Here is an 18,547-nt window from a genome sequence, read left to right on the forward strand (position 1 = left end):
AATCTTCGCATTCCGACGGATAGGCGTCCCGCGCCACCCCCGGTCTCGTGCCCCGGACGGGAGGGGCCCTCACCTCTTCGGCGGCACCAGCGGTTGCACGAACTCCCTAAACGGCGCCAGCGCCTCGCAGCGCTCGGCATGCTCGCTCAGTGCCGGATAGCGCGACGCGTCGAACAGCTGCGGATGCGCTTCGCCGGTGAAGCGGACGACGCAGGCGACCGCGACATCGGCATGGCCGATGCGGTCACCCAGCCAGTACGGCGTCGTCACCCTGGAGCGCTCGGCCTCGAGCACGGCGAGCACATCCGCGATCTGCGCCCGGCAGCGCTCGACCCACAGCGCGAGCTGCTCCTTCCGCAGCACCCGCTCATAGAGCAGGCTCACCGCCTTGTCGCCGAGACCGGAAGCGAGCGCACAGATGCGCAAATGCCTGCGCCGCTCAGTGCCGCCGCGCGGCAGCATCGCCTTCTCGGGGCCAACGAGGTCGTCGAGATAGTCGAGGATGATCGTGCTCTCGATCAGCGCCTCGCCGTCATCGAGCACCAGCGTGGGCACGCGGCGCAGCGGATTATAGGGCGCGATCTTGTCGGCATCGCCGAAGGTCGACCACGGCCTGTGCTCGAAGGCGAGCCCGTAAAGCCGTAGCGCAATCGCGACGCGGCGGACGAAGGGGGAATCATATTGGCCGATCAGGAACATGGCTCTCGCTTTCGTGTCGCGGCTGGGCTCGAGTCGCCTGCCGGGCCGAAGCCGCTTCGTCGCGTAGGCCCGGCCATCCATCGTCTTCAAGCAGCCATTATTGAATAAGGATGGATGCCCCGATCAAGTCCGGGCATGACAGAGCTGGACGCGATTTTCGCTGGCAAGCGGGAAGCCGGAGGTGTTTTGAGGTCGTAACCCGCATGAGCGAAGCGATATGCGGGAACAGTCGCCCCGGATGTCGCTTCGCTCATCCGGGCTACGACGCCATCGCGCGTTGATGCACCGACGACGGCGCCAATGACGGTGGGGAGTCAGCCGCGCATTATTCGATGACCGGGACATGCCTTGCCGCATCGCGTGGCGCGGTGCCGTCGAGACGCGGGTCGTCGGCGATCTCGATCTGGCGACGGAAGGGACGGAAGCCGGAGCGCTGATAGAATGCGACGGCGGCGGGATGATCGAAGGTGCAGGTGTGCACCCAGAGGCGTCGGACGTCGCGCGACCACGCGATTTCCAGCGCGCGGTTCATCAGGAAGCGGGCGGCGCCGGTGCCGATCAAGGGTGCGGTGACGCCGAAATAGACCAGCTCGCACTGGCCGGGTGCGCGGAAATCCAGCTCCAGCAGACCTTCATCGCGGCCGTCGACGGCCAGCGCGTAGACTTCTATTCCCGGTGCGTGGATGATCGCGGCGAGCTCCGCATCGGTCATGCGTGCGCGCGAGAACCACAGCCACTCCTCGCCGACGCGGCGGTGGAGGTCGCGGTACCAATGAAGCGCGGGGGCATCGACCTTGCGCAGGGACCACACGCCGGGAGGGTCGTCGCGGTGCGCGGGAGGCGCGGTCATCTCCAAATGCGTGACGACGGCAGCGATCTTGCCGGCGGGCACGTCGGAATAGCCGTCGGGGAGGATCATGCTTGATGACTCCGCTTCATCGCGAGAGGCGCCAGAGCTGGCGCTCCACATTCCATTGTCGTCCCGGCGGAGGCCGGAACCCATAACCACAGGATCGCGTTTGGCGAAGACTGGTTTGTTCGGGATTGGCTCCGCGCGCCATTGAAAGACCTCGCGGTATGGGTCCCGGCCTTCGCCGGGAAGACCAGAGTTACCCCTCGCCCTCGTCGCTGGCCAGCACGCCCTTCACCGCGCGCGCCCATCCCGCGAGCTTGCGCTCGCGCGTGGCCTGGCTCATGTTCGGCTTGAAGCGGTGCTCGAGGCGCCAATTGTCGGCGAATTTGGTCGGCTCGGGATAGACGCCGGCCTGGAGGCCGGCGAGATAGGCGGCACCCAATGCCGTGGTTTCCTGGATCACGGGGCGGTCGACCGGCGCATTCAACAAATCGGCGAGGCGCTGCATGGTCCAGTCGGAGGCGGTCATGCCGCCATCGACGCGGAGCACGACGCTGGCGGTTTCAGAGCTCGGCCAGTCAGCACGCATCGCGGCCCAGAGGTCGAAGGTCTGGTAGCAGACGCTTTCCAGCGCGGCATGGGCGAGCTCGGCGGGGCCGGTGTTGCGGGTGAGGCCGAACAGCGCGCCGCGCACGCGCGGATTCCAGTAGGGCGCGCCCATGCCGACGAAAGCGGGGACGAGATAGACGCTCTGCATGGAGTCCGACTGGTCGGCAAGCGGGCCGGTCTCGGCGGCGTGCTTGATGATGCCGAGGCCGTCGCGCAGCCATTGCACCGCGGAGCCGGCGACGAAGATCGAGCCTTCCAGCGCATAGGTGCGCTTGCCATCGAGCTGATAGGCGACGGTGGTGAGCAGCTTGTTCTTGGACACCACGGGCGTGGTGCCGGTGTTGAGCAACGCGAAGCAGCCGGTGCCGTAGGTGGACTTCATCATGCCCGGGCGGAAGCAGGCCTGACCGATGGTTGCGGCCTGCTGGTCGCCGGCAATGCCCGAGATGGCGATGGGGCCGCCGAACAGATCAGGCGTGCTCTCGCCAAAACGCGCCGAAGAATCCTTCACCTCGGGCAGCATCGAGCGCGGCACGCCGATGATCTCCAGGAGCTCGTCGTCCCACTGGCCGGTGTGGATGTTGAACAGCAGCGTGCGCGAGGCGTTGGTGGCGTCGGTGGCGTGCACCTTGCCGCCGGTGAGGCGCCAGAGCAGGTAGCAATCGACGGTGCCGAACATCAATTCGCCGCGCGCGGCGCGGGCGCGCGCACCGGGGACGTGGTCGAGGATCCAGGCGACCTTGGTGCCGGAGAAATAGGGATCGATGATCAGGCCGGTCTTCTTGGAGATCACGGGCTCGCGGCCGTCGGCCTTGAGCCTGGCGCAGATATCGGCCGTGCGGCGGTCCTGCCAGACGATGGCGCGGTGCACGGCTTGGCCCGTAGCGCGATCCCACACCACGGTGGTCTCGCGCTGATTGGTGATGCCGATCGCGGCGATGTCCTTTGCGGTGATGCCGGCCTGCTCGATCGCGTCGCGGCACACCATCACGGTCGAGGTCCAGATGTCCTCGGGCTCGTGCTCGACCCAGCCCGAAGCCGGGAAATGCTGCGGAAACTCCTGCTGCGCCTTCGCCGCAATGGAAATGTCGCCGCGAAACACGATCGCGCGCGAAGAGGTGGTGCCCTGGTCGATGGCGAGGACGAAAGACATGGCGGCTTACCTTGGTGTTTCCCCGGAGGGATCATTGTGTCGCGCCAAAGAAACGGGATTGCCGGCAAGAGGTCAAGGCGGCTGTCCGCTTACCCTCCCCTGGAGGGGGAGGGTCGATCGCGCGAAGCGCGGGCGGGGTGGGGTGAAGCCACAAAGGCGGTCTCGCTTACGTCGCCAAGAGCATCTCCGCTACGCATTCGGGAGCACCGCATTTGTGGATGGTCTGCCACCCCACCCCGCTGCGCATTACATGCGCAGCGACCCTCCCCCTCCAGGGGAGGGTAAGAGAAGTGTCGCCCAAACCGCTAGGTTCGGCGGTGTTTCAACGGGTTGGTTTCGGCCTCAAGCGATCCGTACAGCTCGATATAGATGCGTTCCAGAACGGCGGTCAGATCGGTTGTGACCTCCGAGTTCCAGAATCGAACAACGCGATAGCCTTCGTTCTCGAGCCAGCGTTGGCGTTCGAGGTCTCGTTTGGCGATATCATCCTCGTTGTGATGCCCGCCATCGAGCTCGATGATCAGGCGCTTTGCTGGACAGAAGAAGTCGACGACGTATCGACCGATCGGAGCCTGCCGGCGGAAGTGCGAGCTCCTTCGATCGGAAAATCCTTGAGAGCTCGCCACAGCTTGCGCTCGTGCGGCGTCGTATTGGCTCTCAGCTTTTTTGCGGCTGCGCGCCGGATAAATGTAGAGAACATTTTTGCGGCTTCATCCTACCCCGCCTCGCCCTGTGATTCGCACATTGCGAGCCGCCCCTCTCCCTTCAGTGGAGGGTAAGTGAAACGTCGTGTCGCGGCAACCACACGTCGTTCCCTCACCTCTGGGAAGGGGCAGGGCTATGACCGTATCCGCGAAGATGCTACATGCGGCCGGGGAAACGGGGCGGCATGACATTCACCTCTTTTCAGTTCGGCATCTTCGTCGCGGTGGTGTTCGGCGCCTATTATCTGCCGCCGCTGCGCGGCTTCCAGGTGCAGCTGCTCGTGGCCGCGAGCGTGTTCTTCTACGGGTTCGGACAGCCCGAGCTGCTGCCGCTGCTGCTCGTCGCGGTGCTCGGAACCCATGTCTGCCTGGTGCTCGCATTCGAGAACCGAACCGTCTGGATGCCCGCCGGCATCGTCTTCAATCTCGGCCTGCTGGCGTTCTTCAAATACAAGTTCCTGTTCGTCGACGCCGGCGCCACTCATCTGACCGGCGTCGCGCCGGTCGACTTCCTGCTGCGGCTGCCGCTGCCGATCGGCATCTCGTTCTTCGTGTTCCACAACATCAGCCTGCTGGTCGACCTGACGCGCGAGAAACGCCCGGCACGCCTGCGCGAGGTGTTCCTCTACATCATCTTCTTCCCGCAGCTGGTGTCCGGACCGATCACGCGCGCAACCCAGTTCATGCCGCAAATCGTTCCCAAGCGGCTCGGCGACGTCGCCTTCGTCGAAGCCGCGAAATGGATTCTCGTCGGCTATTTCTTCAAGCTGTATGTGGCGAACAATCTCAACGAGATGACGTCCTATATGGACTTCCCGCTCTACGAGACGCTGCGGACGCAGGACCGCTGGCTGCTCGTGTTCCTCTACAGCTACCAGATCTACGCCGACTTCTTCGGCTACTCCGCCATCGCGCTCGGTCTCGGTCTGCTGTTCGGCTATCGCCTGCCCGTGAACTTCAATTTGCCGTACATCTCGACATCGTTCTCGGAGTTCTGGACGCGCTGGCATATCTCCCTGTCGACCTGGCTCAGGACCTATCTGTACATTCCCCTCGGCGGCAACCGGCATGGTCCAGGGCGAACCTATCTCAACCTGATGATCGTGATGACGCTCGGCGGCCTCTGGCATGGCGCGAGCCTGAGCTACGCGCTGTGGGGCATGGCGCACGGGCTGCTGCTCGTCATCGAGCGGCCGTTCCTGAAGCTTCTCGGCGATGGAAATCGTGTCGTGCGGGTGATCCGGATGGGCATCGTCTTCTTCTGCGTCACGATGCTCTGGATCTTCTTCAAGCTGCCGAACTTCGACCACGCCCTCGGATACCTCGGGGGAATGTTCGTCGCGACGGACGCGCCCAATCCGCCGAAGCTGTTCTATAATCTCGCCTTGCTCTACGCCCTGCCCGTGATCCTCCAGCATGCCGGCATCGGCGCGCTCATCGAAGGAAGGTTGCGACGATGGGAGCCGTATCTCTATGGTGCGCTGGCAGCGCTTGCCTATCTCGAAGCCGGGCCCGACAGTGCCTTCATCTACTTCCAGTTCTGACATGCGGCAGGATTCAGCGCATTTTTGGATGATCAAGTGCACGTGCGTCGCGGCGGCGCTGCTGCTGGCCTGTGGCCTCGCCACCGCACGCTTCGGTTCGGCCCTGCAGCAGCCGGCCGTCACGACCCGCGACGGCAGCCTCATCACCCTCAACCGCTATGTGCGCGAGCCCACGCCTGAGATGGTGCTGGTCGGCAGCTCGGTCGCATGGCGTCTCAAGGAGGAGTATTTCTCGCTGCCCGGCGTCCGCAATCTGGCGTTGGCCGGCGGCTCGCCGGTAACCGGGCTCGAGATCGTCGCGCGGCAGGCCAGGCTGCCGAAGGTCGTCCTGATCGAGACGAATGTTCTCAGTCGCGCGCCGGACTCCGCGCTGATCGAGACGTTTTCAAGCGGCGCGGGCGCGCAAACGCAGCTTCTGCGCCCGGTACGAACTGCGATCGCAGCGTATGAGAGCTGGAGTCACGCCGCGCCGAGCCGCGAGCATGCGCGCGCCGAACAGGATCGCCTGCTCAGTCGGTCGCCTGCTACCTTCGACAACAAGGTTTATCTCGACCGCGCGGTGGACCAGATGAACGGAGACGACCCGACCGTACCGACGCGCGCGAATGTCGCCCTCCTCAGGACGCTCATCGACGATATGCAGCGGCGCGGTACCCGGGCCTTTCTAATCCATGTTCCGTTCGCACCGGAGGTCGAGGACTCTCGCTTCGTCCGGACAACCAAGGAGATCGTCCACGAGGCCTTTCCGGACCCCGCGCTCTGGCTGACAGTCAATCCTCCGACGAGAGAACTACGCTGGGACGACGGCATCCATCTCGACGAGCGATCGGCCCTGATGGTCGTGCGCGCGATCGAGGGCGCGCTTGCCGGGCGGCCGGCGGCTACACCGCCGCGGTAGTCACGCCGCCGTCGATGACGATGGTCTGTCCGGTCATGAAGCTCGAGGCATCCGAGGCGAGATAGGCGACGGCGCCGGCGATCTCGTCGGGTTCGCCGATGCGGCGGAGCGGCGTGGTCGCGGTGCGTCGCTTGAGGTTGACTTCGTCTTCCCACAGTGCGCGGGCGAAATCGGTCTTGACCAGGCCCGGCGCGATGCAATTGACACGAACGCCCTTCGGGCCCCATTCGCCGGCGAGCGAGCGGCACAGCGCGAAATCCGCGGCCTTCGAGATGCCGTAGGCGCCGATCACGGTGGAGCCGCGCAGGCCCCCGATCGAGGAGATGATGATCACGGAGCCGCCTCCGCGCTCGGCCATTTGCGGGATCGCGAGCGCGGAGAGCCAGATGTTGCTCTTGACGTTCGAGCCCATGATCTTGTCGAAGGCTTCGTCCGTGATGTCGAGCAGCGGGCCGTAATACGGATTCACCGCGGCGTTGCACACGAGAATGTCGATCTTGCCGTAATGCTTGGTGCTGCCTGCGATCAGCGCCTCGACCTCGTTCCTGCGCGCGATGTTGCAGGGAATGACGATGGCATCGCCGCCGGCCGCTTTGATGCCGTCGGCGACCTCCTTGCAGGCGTCGGCCTTGCGCGAGGAGACCACGACCTTGGCCCCGAGCCTGGCGAGCAGCTCCGCGGAGGACCGGCCGATGCCGCGGCTGGAGCCGGTGACCACGGCGACTTTTCCGGTGAGATCGAACGGGGTGTTTTTCATTGGTGTTGGGCTCCCTCTCTTCTTCGTCATTCCGGGGCGCGACGAAGTCGCGAACCCGGAATCCAGAGGTTGTGGCGCGAGATCCCGGGTTCGTGCTACGCGCGCCCCGGGATGACGCCAAGGCGTCAGATCAACCCGCCCGCGTCGGCGACGCGGCGCTGGTGGTAGTCGGTGTCGCCGAACGAGTTCTCGATCATGGTGAGGCGCTTGAAGTAGTGGCCGATCTTCGCCTCCATGGTCATGCCGATGCCGCCGTGGAGCTGGATCGACTGCTGGCCGACGAATTTCAGCGACTTGCCGATCTGCACCTTGGCCGCGGCGATGGCGTTGGAGCGCTCGCCGGCGTTGTCGAAATCGCTCGCCATGGTCGCGAACATCGACATCGAGCGCGCCTGCTCGGCCGCGACGAACATGTCGGAGGCGCGGTGCTGGAGCGACTGGAACGAGCCGATCGCGACGCCGAACTGTTTTCGGGTCTTGATATACTCGACGGTGGTCTTGAGCGACTCGTCCATCAGGCCGACCGCCTCCGCGCAAAGTGCAACGCGGGCCTCGTCGACCACGCGTTCGATCAAGGCGAGGGAATCCTCGGGGTTGCCGAGCACCGCATCCGCGCCGACCTCGACGCCTGTGAAGGTGATGTCGGCGGCGTGCAGGCCGTCCTGGGTCGGATAGCCCTTCTTGCCGACGCCCTTGGCGTTGGCGGGGACCAGGAACACGCCGATGCCGGTCTTGTCACGGCGATCGCCCTTGGTGCGGGCGGTGACGAGAAGCGTGTCGGCATTCTCGCCGTTGAGCACGACGAACTTCTCGCCGTCGATCACCCAGCCGTCGCCCTTCTTCTTCGCCGTCGTCGAGACGTCGAAGAGGTCGTAGCGCGAGTTCTTCTCGAGCTGGGCAAAGGCCAGCGTCTTGCTGCCGTCGATGATCCCGGGCACGTACGCGGCCTTCTGCGCGTCGGAGCCGGCATGGCGCAGGAAGCCGCCGCCGATCACGACCGTCGCCAGATATGGCTCGAGCACCAGCGCCTTGCCGAGCGCCTCCATCACGATCATGGTCTCGACGCCGCCGCCGCCGAAGCCGCCATCGGCCTCGCTGAACGGGAGGCCGAGCAGGCCCTGCTCGGCGAGCTTGAGCCAGACCGTTTTGCTCCAGCCGCCCTTCTCCTTCATGTATTTCTTGCGCTGCTCGAAATCGTAGGAATCGGTCAGCAGGCCGTCGATGCTTTCCTTGAGAAGCCGTTGCTCCTCGTTCAGGTCAAAATCCATTTCTTTCGTTCCTCGTACCCGGACTTATTTGGCTTCGTCATTCCGGGATGGCCCGAAGGGGAAGACCCGGAATCCATTTTGCCTTTGAACGTGTTGCCCGATGGATTCCGGGTTCGCGACTTCGTCGCGCCCCGGAATGACGGTGGAGAAAGTGCCTCCCCGCCTCGGCGGAGAAGGAGCAGATCACAGCCCCAGCACCGCCTTGGCGATGATGTTGCGCTGGATCTCGTTGGAGCCGCCGTAGATCGAGACCTTGCGGTTGTTGAAGTAGCTCGGCGCGATCTGGGCGGTCCAGTCCATGGCTTCGTTGGAGCCGTCGTCGCCGTGCAGATCGTAAGGCGCCGCGAACGGGCCGATCACTTCCATCAGCAGCTCGGTGGTGGTCTGCTGGATCTCGGAGCCCTTGATCTTCAGCACCGAGGAGGCCGGATTCGGCTTGCCCTTGCCGTGCTTGCCTTCGTCGGCGACGACGCGGAGCTGGGTGAGCTCGAGCGCCTTCAGCTCGATCTCGCACGCCGCGAGCTTCTCGCGGAAGGCGGGATCCTGGATGATCGGCTTGCCGCCGGATTCGACCTTGGAGGCGAGATCCCTGATGCGGCGGATGCGCTCCTTGGAGACGCCGACGCGCGCGATGCCGGTGCGCTCATTGCCGAGCAGGAACTTGGCGTAGTCCCAGCCCTTGTTCTCCTCGCCGATCAGGTTCTCGAGAGGCACCTCGACGTCGTCGAAGAAGACCTCGTTGACCTCGACGCCGCCGTCGATGGTCTGGATCGGGCGCACGGTGACGCCCTTCGACTTCATCGAGAACACGATGAAGGAGATGCCCATCTGCTTCTTGGCGTTGTTGTCGGTGCGGCACAGGCAGAAGATCATGTCGGCGTGCTGGGCGAGCGTGGTCCAGGTCTTCTGGCCGTTGATGATCCACTTGTCGCCCTTGCGCTCGGCCTTGGTCTTGAGCGAGGCGAGGTCGGAGCCGGAGCCGGGCTCGGAGAAGCCCTGGCACCACCAATCGTCGACATTGGCGATGCGCGGCAGGTACTTCTTCTTCTGCTCCTCGTTGCCGAAGGTGTAGATGACGGGGCCGACCATGCTGACGCCGAAGGCGAGCGGCTGCGGCGCCGGATAGGACTGCAGCTCCTCGTTGAAGATGTAGTGCTGCACGGATGTCCAGCCCGTGCCGCCATATTGCGTCGGCCAGTGGCTGACGCCCCAGCCCTTCTTGTTGAGGATGCGCCACCACGTCACCATCTCGTCCTTCGAGAGGTGGCGGCCCTCGACCATCTTGCGCCGCGTATCCGGCGGCACGTTGTCGCGGAAGAACTGCCGCACTTCCTCGCGAAACGCCTGCTCTTCTTTCGTGAATGCGAGATCCATCGGATCCTCCTGTTTCCTCGTCGTCCTGGCGAAAGCCAGGACCCATTACCACCGGCCTTCGTTTTGCGAAGGCAACTGCTGTCTGTGCCCAAACCCCTGCTGCGGAGTATGGGTCCTGGCTTTCGCCAGGACGACGGCTACTGCAACACCTCGAACAATCCTGCCGCGCCCATGCCGCCGCCGACGCACATGGTGACGACCGCGTACTTCGCCTTGCGGCGGCGGCCTTCGATCAAGGCGTGGCCGGTCAGGCGCGCGCCGGACATGCCATAGGGGTGGCCGACCGAGATCGCGCCGCCATTGACGTTGATCTTCTCGGGGTCGATGCCGAGCTTGTCGCGGCAATACAGCACCTGCACCGCGAAGGCTTCGTTGAGCTCCCAGAGGCCGATGTCGTCGACGGTGAGGCCGTGGCGCTTCAAGAGGCGCGGCACGGCGAAGACCGGGCCGATGCCCATCTCGTCCGGCTCGCAGCCGGCGGAGACGAAGCCGCGGAAGATGCCGAGCGGCTTGAGGCCGCGCTTGGAAGCTTCCTTGTCGCTCATGATCACGGAGGCGCTGGCGCCGTCGGAGAGCTGGCTGGCATTGCCGGCGGTGATCGAAAAGCCGTCGCCGCGCACGGGCTTGAGGCCGGCGAGGCCCTCGGCGGTGGTCTCCGGGCGCGGGCCCTCGTCCTGCGACAGCGTCACTTCCTTCATCGACACGGCACCGGTCGCCTTGTCGGTCACCGCCATCGTGGTGGTGATCGGCGCGAGCTCGTCCTTGAACTTGCCGCCCTGCTGGGCGGCCGCAGTGCGGCGCTGGCTCTCCAGCGAATATTCGTCCTGCTTCTCGCGCGAGATGCCGTAGCGCTTGGCGACGACCTCGGCGGTGTCGATCATGGGCATGTAGACCTCGCCCTTGATCTTGAGCAGCGCCGGGTCCTGGGCATGGAAGCCGTTCATCTTGTCGTTCTGCACCAGCGAAATCGACTCGCCGCCGCCGCCGACCGCGATCTCGACGCCGTCGAAGATCACCGAGCGCGCGGCGAGCGCGATGGCCTGCAGGCCCGAGGCGCATTGCCGGTCGATGGTGGTGCCGGCGACGGTGACGGGCAGGCCGGCGCGGAGCAGCGCCTTGCGGGCGATGTTGCCGCCGGTCGCGCCCTGCTGGAGGGCGGCGCCCATGACGACGTCCTCGACCTCCTTGGGATCGACCTTGGCGCGGGCGACGGCCTCGCCGATGGCATGGCCGAGCAGGGTCGCACCCTCGGTGGCGTTGAGCATGCCGCGATAGGCCTTGCCGATCGGGGTGCGGGCGGTGGAAACGATGACGGCGTCGGTCAAGAGCGACCTCCTGATGATGATTGAGCGGATTGTGACGGTTTCTGCTGCTGGCGCAACTCGTGCCGCGACAGCTTTCCGACCGGCGTGCGCGGCAGATCGTCGACGAACTCGACCGCGGCCGGCAATTCGTGCTTGCCGAGCTTCCCGGTGAGCTGGCTGCGCAGCTCGTCGAGCGAGAACGGCTTAGCCTCGGGTCTCAGCTTGATGAAGGCCTTGGCGGCTTCGCCGCGATACTGGTCGGGGATGCCGAGCACGATGACCTCGTGCACGCCCGGTATGGTGTAGATCGCCTGCTCGATCATCTGCGGATAGACGTTGAAGCCGCCGGAGATGATCATGTCCTTCTTGCGGTCGACCAGGAAGAAATAGCCGTCCGCATCCATGTGGCCGATGTCGCCGGTGAGGAAGCGGCCGTCGACGAAGGCATCCGCGGAGCCCTCCGGCCTGTTCCAATAGCCCTTGGTGACGTTCGGACCCTTGATGCGGATCTCGCCGACATCGCCCGGCGGCAGCACTTTTCTCGGATCGTCCAGCGCGACCACGTCGAGCTCGATGCCGGGCAGCATCAGGCCGATCGAGCCGGGCTTCTCGGGGCCGGTGGGCGGATGGCCGGTGCCGGGCGAGCAGGTCTCGGTCATGCCCCAGCCGCTGCGCAGCTTCTTGCCGACCTTGCGCTCGAAGAAGTTGGCGACCTCGACCGGCAGCGGCGCACCGCCGGAGCCGATGGTGGCAAGCGAGGAGAAATCGCGCTTGTCGAGATCGGGCAGCGCGGCGATCGCGATCCACATCGTCGGCACGCCCGGAAAGTACGTCGCGCGCTTGACCTCGATGTCGCGCATCACGGCCTCGACGTCGAAGCGCTGGTGCAGCGAGATCAGATTGCCGTGGCTGAGCGAGGACAGCAGCACGACGGTGAGCGCATAGATGTGGAACAGCGGCAGCACGCAGATCACGCGCTCGATGACGTCACCGCGCGCGGCGCGCGACGGCTTGCCCCAGACGTCGTAGATCGACACCGCCGAGGTGAGATTGCCATGCGTCAGCATGGCGCCCTTGGGCAGGCCGGTGGTGCCGCCGGTATATTGCAGCAGCGCGACGTCGTCGGCCGTCACCTTGGGCCATGCCGCCGGCGCGGCCGCGCCCTCGACGAAGGCCTTGAAGGTGACGATGCGGGGATCGCTGGGGATCGTTGCCTGCGGCGTGCCGACCTTGCCCCAATCGTCGTCTTCGCAGACGACGAGGCGATCGATCAGGCCCTTCTCCAGGAATTTCAGCGCCGTCGGCAGCAATGCGGCGAGGTTGGAGGTGACGAGCAGGCGCGAGCCTGAATCGGAGACCTTGTGCGTCAGCGCGATCTCGCCGTCGAGCGGGGAGAGATGCGCGACGCGGCTGCCGGCCTTCAGCGCACCGAAGAAATTGACGGGGTGATCCGGCGTGTTGCCCAGGAACAGCGCGACGGAGGAGTTCTTGCCGCAGCCGGCGCGCAAGAACGCCGCAGCCGCGCGCTCGGCCCTCTCGGCAAGCTCGGTGTAGGTGATCGGACGATCGCGAAACTCCAGCGCGGTGCGCGGGCCGTAATCGGCGGCAGCTTTCGACAGCAGGTCGGGTAGCGAGCCCTGGACGATGGTGTCGTCCCAACGCACGCCTTCGGGGTAAAACTGTTCGCCGGGATGGGTCATTGCTTCTCTAAACCACACAGACCGTCATTCCGGGGCGGCTCGGAGAGCCGAACCCGGAATCTCGAGGTTCCGGGTTCGCCCTGTGGGCGCCCCGGAACGACACAAGCGGGAGCAATCCCAATCACGCCGCCTTCGACGGCGCCGCCAGCGAGGCGAACGTCTTGCCTTCCGCCGCGAGCTTCTTCAGCAGCGGGGCAGGCTCGAGGCTCGGATCGTTGGTCTCCTTGGCGTAGAAGGCCAGGCGATCGGCGATGTGCTTCAGGCCGACGCTGTCGGCCCAGAACATCGGGCCGCCGCGGTAGATCGGCCAGCCATAGCCGTAGAGCCAGACCACGTCGATGTCGGACGGGCGCGCGGCGATGCCCTCTTCGAGGATCTTCGCACCCTCGTTGATCATTGGATACATCATGCGCTCGAGGATCTCGTCGTCGCTGACGACGCGCTTCTTGCGGCCGAGACGGGCAAGCGTCTCGTCGATCAGCTTCTCGACCTCCGGATCGGGCAGCGCCGAGCGGCTGCCCGCTTCATACTTGTAGTAGCCCTTGCCGGTCTTCTGGCCGAAGCGGCCGGCTTCGCAGAGCGCGTCCGCGATCTCCGACTTGATGCCGCGATCTTTCCGCGAGCGCCAGCCGATGTCGAGGCCGGCGAGGTCGCTCATCGCGAACGGACCCATCGGCATGCCGAACTTCGTCACCACGGCATCGACCTGCTGCGGCAAGGCACCTTCGAACAGCAGCTTTTCCGACTGCTTGCCGCGCTGGGCGAGCATGCGGTTGCCGACGAAGCCGTCGCAGACGCCGACCACGGCCGGCACCTTCGCGATCTTGCGCGCGATCGAGACGGCCGTCACGAGCGCATCCGGCGCGGTCTTGTCGGCGCGTACGATCTCGCACAGCTTCATGACGTTGGCCGGCGAGAAGAAGTGCATGCCGAGCACGTCCTGCGGGCGCTTGGTGGACTTCGCGATCTCGTCGATGTTGAGATAGGAGGTGTTGGAGGCGAGCACGGCGCCCGGCTTGGCGTACTGGTCGAGCTTGCCGAACACTTCCTTCTTCACCGCCATGGTCTCGAACACGGCCTCGATGACGAGATCGGCATCGCCGACATTCTCGATGCCGACGACACCGTTGATCAGCGCCATGCGCTTGGCAGGCGCATCGGCCGGGATGCCGCCGCGCGCGGCGGTCGCTTCCCAGTTCTTCTGCATGATGCCCATACCGCGTTTGAGCTGCTCCTCGCCGGTCTCGATCAGCGTGACGGGAACGCCGGCATTGGCAAAGGACATCGCGATGCCGCCGCCCATGGTACCCGCGCCCAGGATGGCAACGCGATTCACCGGCCGCGACTTGGTGCCCTCAGGAACCCCCGCGATCTTGTTGGCCTCGCGCTCGGCGAAGAAGGCGTAGCGCTGCGCCTTGGACTGGTCGCCGGCGACGAGCTTGAGGAAACCCTCGCGCTCCTTCTTCAGGCCTTCGTCGAACGGCAGGTCGATCGCGTAGCCGACGGCGTCGGCGGCGGCGAACGGCGCTTCCAGGCCGCGCGACTTCTTGGTCATGGCGGCAACGGCGTTGGTGAAGATCGAGCGGTCGGCCTTGGCGGCGGCGATCTTGGAATCGTCGTCGCGCAGGCGGCGCAGCGGACGCTTCTCGGCGAGCAGCTTGCGCACGAAGGCCTCGCCGCCGGAGGCCGGGCCTTCGACGATTTCCTCGATCAGGCCGGCCTTCAGCGCCTCGGCGGCGCCGATGGGATCTCCGCCGACGATCATCTTGACCGCGAGCTCCGGGCCGACCGCGCGCGGCAGGCGCTGGGTGCCGCCGGCGCCCGGCAGCAGGCCGAGCTTCACCTCGGGCAGGCCGAGCTTGGCTTCCTTCACGGCGACGCGGAAATGACAGGCCAGCGCGACCTCGAGGCCACCGCCGAGCGCGGTGCCGTGGATCGCGGCGACGACCGGCTTCGGCGAGTTCTCGATTTCGGACAATACGTCGTTGAGCCCCGGCGGCTTCGGCGGCTTGCCGAATTCGGTGATGTCGGCGCCCGCGATGAAGGTGCGCCCGGCGCAGGTCAGCACGATGCCCTTGATGGCGGGATCGGCGACCGCAGCCTTGATGCACTCCAGAATGCCGCCCCGGACTGCGGCACTCAGCGCATTGACCGGAGGACTGTTGACCGTGACGATACCGACTTCGTCATGACGCTCAAGCTTGACCACTTCGCTCACGGTGTCCCTCCTTGGTGGGGCTATATGCTTTTGTCGATTTCGCGGTGCGGAATTTAATTCCGCATCTTGACGGCAGGGTTATTTTGAAGCACGGACGTTGTCAACGACTCCGCGCAAGAAGCAGATCAGGGATGAAGCGTACAGGAAAGAAGACTGCGACCGATCGGAATTTCGTCGTCGCGCTTTCCCGCGGACTGGACGTATTGCGCGCATTCCAACCCAATGACGGCCTTCTCGGCAATCAAGAGATCGCGGCGCGGACAAATCTGCCCAAGCCGACCGTGTCGCGGCTGACCTATACGCTGACCAAGCTCGGCTATTTGACGCCGGTTCCCCGTTTCGAGAAGTACCAGCTCACGCCGGCCGCCATGTCGCTCGGCTACGCCGCGCTCGCCAATCTCGGTGTTCGGCATTTGTCCGAGCCGTTTCGCGAGGACGTGATGCGCGCGACCGGCGGCGCGGTCGCCGTCGGCGGCCGCGATCGTCACAGCATGATCTATTTCGGGCAGAGCCGCGGCACCGAGACGGTCGGCGTTCAACTTGACGTCGGCTCCCGCGTGCCGATTGCAACCAGCGCGATGGGGCGCGCCTATTTCTGGGCGCTCGATTCCGACGATCGCGCCGAGCTCTCGCGTCTGCTGCGCGAGCATTACGGCAGCCGCTGGCCCAAGATGCGCGATGGACTGGAACGCTCCGGCGAGACCGTGGCGAAATACGGCTTCGCGATCTCCGTCGGCGACTGGCACGACGACATCGGCGCCGCAGGCGTCGCGCTCAAGCTCAACGACGGAACCGGGCCCTACGCGTTCAATTGCGGTGCGCCCGCATTCCGTTTCACGGAAGAGCGTTTGATCAACGACATTGGACCGCGTCTGCTCACGATGGTAAGGAACATCGAAGCGGCACTCGGGGGTCTGATGCCGCAATCCAAAAAAGAAATCAGCAAAAAGCTGAAATCAGGAGGAAGAGTTGCACGTGTGGCCGAGGGGATCAGATAGCCTTTGTCATCACCGGGAGCGGTTCGCATCGCCCCTTTGCCCACTCAATCGCGTGGGCGAGACGAGATGACGCAGGCACAGCTCGCGCGGGGGACATCGCCCCTGCTCGCCGTTCGCGACGTCAGCGTCGTGTTCGGCGGCATCATTGCGCTCAACGGCGTGTCCTTCGACATGCACAAGGGCCAGATCCTCGGATTGATCGGCCCGAACGGCGCCGGCAAGACCACGCTATTCAACTGCCTCTCGCGGCTGTACCAGCCGTCGTCCGGCGACATCCTGATGGAAGGCACGAGCATCCTGTCGCGTCCGCCGCACCGGATCGCCGAGATCGGCATCGGCCGCACCTTCCAGAATGTGGCGTTGTTTCCGAATCTGTCGGTGATGGACAACGTCCGCGTCGGCGCACATTCGAAGACCTCCAGCGACATCATCAGCGACTCCCTGAAGCTTGCCTGGGTCCGGCGCAGCGAGACCACCGTCAACAAGAAGGTGCACGAGATCCTCGCCTATCTCGACCTCGAGGACGTCGCCCACACCATCGTCTCCGGCCTGCCCTTCGGCACGCAGAAGCGCGTCGAGTTGGCGCGCGCGCTCGCGGCCGATCCGAAGATCCTGCTGCTCGACGAGCCGGCCGGCGGCCTCAACCACGAGGAAGTCCACGTGCTCGGCGATCTCATCCGCCGCATCCGCGATGAGCGCCACATGACCGTGCTCCTGGTCGAGCACCACATGGGTCTCGTGATGTCGATCGCCGACCACGTCGTCGCGCTGAATTTCGGCAAGAAGCTCGCGGAAGGCACGCCCGCCCAGGTGCAGGCGGACCCGGACGTCATCAAGGCCTATCTCGGGAGCAAGGACCAATGACGACGCTGCTCAACGTCAAGGACCTGCGCGCCTATTACGGCCAGGTCCAGGCGCTCCACGGCCTGTCCTTCTCGCTCAATGAGGGCTCGCTCGTGACGCTGCTCGGCGCCAACGGCGCCGGCAAGACCACCACGCTGCGCGCGATCTGCAACATGGTGCGCTCCACCGGTGCGATCGAGTTCGACGGCAAACCGCTGAACAACCGCTCGACCGAGAACATCGTGCGGTTCGGCATCGCCCATGTGCCGCAGGGCCGCGGCACCTTCACCACCATGACGGTGGAGGAGAATCTCCAGTTGGGGGCCATCACCCGCAAGGACAGCGCCGGCATCATCTCCGACATCGAGCGCATGTACGCGCATTTCCCGGTCCTGAAGCAGCGGCACACCCAGCAGGCCGGCACGCTGTCCGGCGGCGAGCAGCAGATGCTCGCGGTCGCCCGCGCGCTGATGCTGCGGCCGCGGCTGATGCTGCTCGACGAGCCGTCCTTCGGCCTCGCGCCGCTGGTGGTGCGCGACCTGTTCGGTATCCTCGGCAAGATCAACCGCGAGGACAAGGTGTCGATCCTGGTGGTCGAGCAGAACGCGCAGCTCGCGCTCGAGCTCGCCGACCAGGCCTACGTGATCGAGACCGGCCGCATCGTGATGTCCGGCAAGGCCAAGGACATCGCGAACAACGAAGAAATCCGCAAATCCTATCTGGGTTACTGAGGGAGCCGGGACAATGGAGCTGTTCACCAACCAGGTCCTGGCCGGCATCGCCACGGGCGCGATCTATGCCTGCATGGCGCTCGCCGTGGTCATGATCTACCAGGCCATCGACCATCTCAACTTCGCGCAGGGCGAGATGGCGATGTTCTCGACCTTCATCTCCTGGCAGCTGATGCAGTGGGGCGTGTCCTACTGGGCCGCCTTCCTGATCACGCTGGCATTCTCCTTCGTCGCCGGCATCGCGATCGAGCGCATCCTGTTCAAGCCGCTCGCCAAGGCGCCGGTGCTGACCAACGTCGCCGGCTTCATCGCGCTGTTCGCGATCATCAACTCGTCGGCCGGCCTGATCTGGGACTTCACCATCAAGCAGTACCCGACCCCGTTCGGCTCCTCGCCCTTCCTGGGCAGCCAGCTGATCTCGACGCACCAGGCCGGCATGATCGGCGTTACCGTGCTGCTGCTGCTCGGCCTGTACTTCTTCTTTCAGTACACCCGCATCGGTCTTGCGATGCGCGCCGCCGCGTCGGTGCCTGAATCGGCCCGCCTCGTCGGCATCAACACGAGCTGGATGATCGCGCTCGGCTGGGGCATGGCGACCGCGATCGGCTCGATCGCCGGCATGCTGATCGCGCCGGTCGTGTTCCTCGAGCCCAACATGATGGGCGGCGTCCTGATCTACGGCTTCGCCGCCGCGGTGCTCGGCGGACTGTCGAGCCCGTTCGGCGCCGTCGTCGGCGGCTTCCTGGTCGGCATCTTCGAGAACCTTGCCGGCACCTACATTCCCGGCGTCGGCAACGAGCTGAAACTCCCGATCGCGCTCGCGCTGATCATCTCCGTCCTGGTCGTCAAACCCGCCGGCCTGTTCGGCCGGCAAATCGTCAAGCGAGTTTGATC

The 18,547-nt window shown here is 65.2% G+C and carries 16 protein-coding genes; 6 read left to right on the top strand and 10 right to left on the bottom strand.

The genetic code is table 11. The features are described 5' to 3' along the window. Positions 1–69: 69 nt before the first annotated feature. From HAP40_RS34085 to HAP40_RS34100, 4 genes are all read right to left on the bottom strand, one after another. The gene (locus tag HAP40_RS34085; RefSeq protein WP_166813030.1) at positions 70–699 is read right to left on the bottom strand and encodes a glutathione S-transferase family protein; all 630 of its coding nucleotides are present in this window, start codon (positions 697–699) and stop codon (positions 70–72) included. A 325-nt stretch (positions 700–1,024) separates the two neighbouring features. Continuing rightward, complete coding sequence (locus tag HAP40_RS34090) at positions 1,025–1,618, bottom strand: GNAT family N-acetyltransferase (protein ID WP_166813028.1); 594 nt, start codon at positions 1,616–1,618, stop codon at positions 1,025–1,027. A 190-nt stretch (positions 1,619–1,808) separates the two neighbouring features. Further along, complete coding sequence (glpK, locus tag HAP40_RS34095; RefSeq protein WP_166813026.1) at positions 1,809–3,314, bottom strand: glycerol kinase GlpK; 1,506 nt, start codon at positions 3,312–3,314, stop codon at positions 1,809–1,811. Between the two features lie 305 nt (positions 3,315–3,619). Further along, positions 3,620–3,940, bottom strand: coding sequence for an endonuclease domain-containing protein (locus HAP40_RS34100; protein ID WP_246741225.1), 321 nt, complete (start codon positions 3,938–3,940; stop codon positions 3,620–3,622). A 263-nt stretch (positions 3,941–4,203) separates the two neighbouring features. On the opposite strand from HAP40_RS34100, the gene HAP40_RS34105 reads away from it, so the two are divergent. Then, positions 4,204–5,562 carry an MBOAT family O-acyltransferase gene (locus HAP40_RS34105; protein WP_166813024.1) on the top strand — a complete coding sequence of 453 codons (1,359 nt, stop codon included), beginning with the start codon at positions 4,204–4,206 and terminating at the stop codon, positions 5,560–5,562. Next, the gene (locus HAP40_RS34110; RefSeq protein ID WP_166813022.1) at positions 5,492–6,460 is read left to right on the top strand and encodes a hypothetical protein; all 969 of its coding nucleotides are present in this window, start codon (positions 5,492–5,494) and stop codon (positions 6,458–6,460) included. The genes HAP40_RS34105 and HAP40_RS34110 overlap by 71 nt, the downstream gene beginning before the upstream one ends. Here HAP40_RS34110 and HAP40_RS34115 read toward each other — a convergent pair. From HAP40_RS34115 to HAP40_RS34140, 6 genes are all read right to left on the bottom strand, one after another. After that, positions 6,444–7,217, bottom strand: a complete 774-nt coding sequence (locus HAP40_RS34115) for an SDR family NAD(P)-dependent oxidoreductase (protein ID WP_166813020.1) — start codon at positions 7,215–7,217, stop codon at positions 6,444–6,446. The two genes, HAP40_RS34110 and HAP40_RS34115, sit on opposite strands and share 17 nt — an antisense overlap. 125 nt (positions 7,218–7,342) lie before the next feature. Continuing rightward, positions 7,343–8,485 carry a pimeloyl-CoA dehydrogenase small subunit gene (gene pimD / locus HAP40_RS34120; RefSeq protein WP_166813018.1) on the bottom strand — a complete coding sequence of 381 codons (1,143 nt, stop codon included), beginning with the start codon at positions 8,483–8,485 and terminating at the stop codon, positions 7,343–7,345. A gap of 183 nt (positions 8,486–8,668) precedes the next feature. Beyond that, entirely contained in the window at positions 8,669–9,859 is a 1,191-nt protein-coding gene (gene pimC, locus HAP40_RS34125; RefSeq protein WP_166813016.1) for a pimeloyl-CoA dehydrogenase large subunit, read from the bottom strand. 137 nt (positions 9,860–9,996) lie between these two features. Then, the gene (locus HAP40_RS34130) at positions 9,997–11,184 is read right to left on the bottom strand and encodes an acetyl-CoA C-acyltransferase (protein WP_166813014.1); all 1,188 of its coding nucleotides are present in this window, start codon (positions 11,182–11,184) and stop codon (positions 9,997–9,999) included. Beyond that, positions 11,181–12,863, bottom strand: a complete 1,683-nt coding sequence (gene pimA, locus HAP40_RS34135; RefSeq protein ID WP_166813012.1) for a dicarboxylate--CoA ligase PimA — start codon at positions 12,861–12,863, stop codon at positions 11,181–11,183. The genes HAP40_RS34130 and pimA overlap by 4 nt, the downstream gene beginning before the upstream one ends. A gap of 121 nt (positions 12,864–12,984) precedes the next feature. Next, entirely contained in the window at positions 12,985–15,081 is a 2,097-nt protein-coding gene (locus tag HAP40_RS34140) for a 3-hydroxyacyl-CoA dehydrogenase NAD-binding domain-containing protein (RefSeq protein WP_166813010.1), read from the bottom strand. A 131-nt stretch (positions 15,082–15,212) separates the two neighbouring features. On the opposite strand from HAP40_RS34140, the gene HAP40_RS34145 reads away from it, so the two are divergent. The 4 genes from HAP40_RS34145 (at position 15,213) to HAP40_RS34160 (ending at position 18,545) form a co-directional block, all read left to right on the top strand. Next, complete coding sequence (locus tag HAP40_RS34145) at positions 15,213–16,079, top strand: IclR family transcriptional regulator (RefSeq protein ID WP_166813008.1); 867 nt, start codon at positions 15,213–15,215, stop codon at positions 16,077–16,079. A gap of 66 nt (positions 16,080–16,145) precedes the next feature. After that, positions 16,146–16,943, top strand: coding sequence for an ABC transporter ATP-binding protein (locus tag HAP40_RS34150; protein WP_166813006.1), 798 nt, complete (start codon positions 16,146–16,148; stop codon positions 16,941–16,943). After that, positions 16,940–17,653 (top strand): ABC transporter ATP-binding protein, encoded by a 714-nt coding sequence (locus tag HAP40_RS34155; protein WP_166813004.1) that lies wholly within the window; start codon positions 16,940–16,942, stop codon positions 17,651–17,653. The genes HAP40_RS34150 and HAP40_RS34155 overlap by 4 nt, the downstream gene beginning before the upstream one ends. 13 nt (positions 17,654–17,666) lie before the next feature. Next, positions 17,667–18,545: a branched-chain amino acid ABC transporter permease gene (locus HAP40_RS34160; protein WP_166813002.1), complete on the top strand. Its 879-nt coding sequence runs from the start codon at positions 17,667–17,669 to the stop codon at positions 18,543–18,545. Positions 18,546–18,547: the final 2 nt, after the last annotated feature.

The organism is Bradyrhizobium sp. 1(2017), from assembly GCF_011602485.2.
In the GTDB taxonomy this organism is placed as follows: domain Bacteria; phylum Pseudomonadota; class Alphaproteobacteria; order Rhizobiales; family Xanthobacteraceae; genus Bradyrhizobium.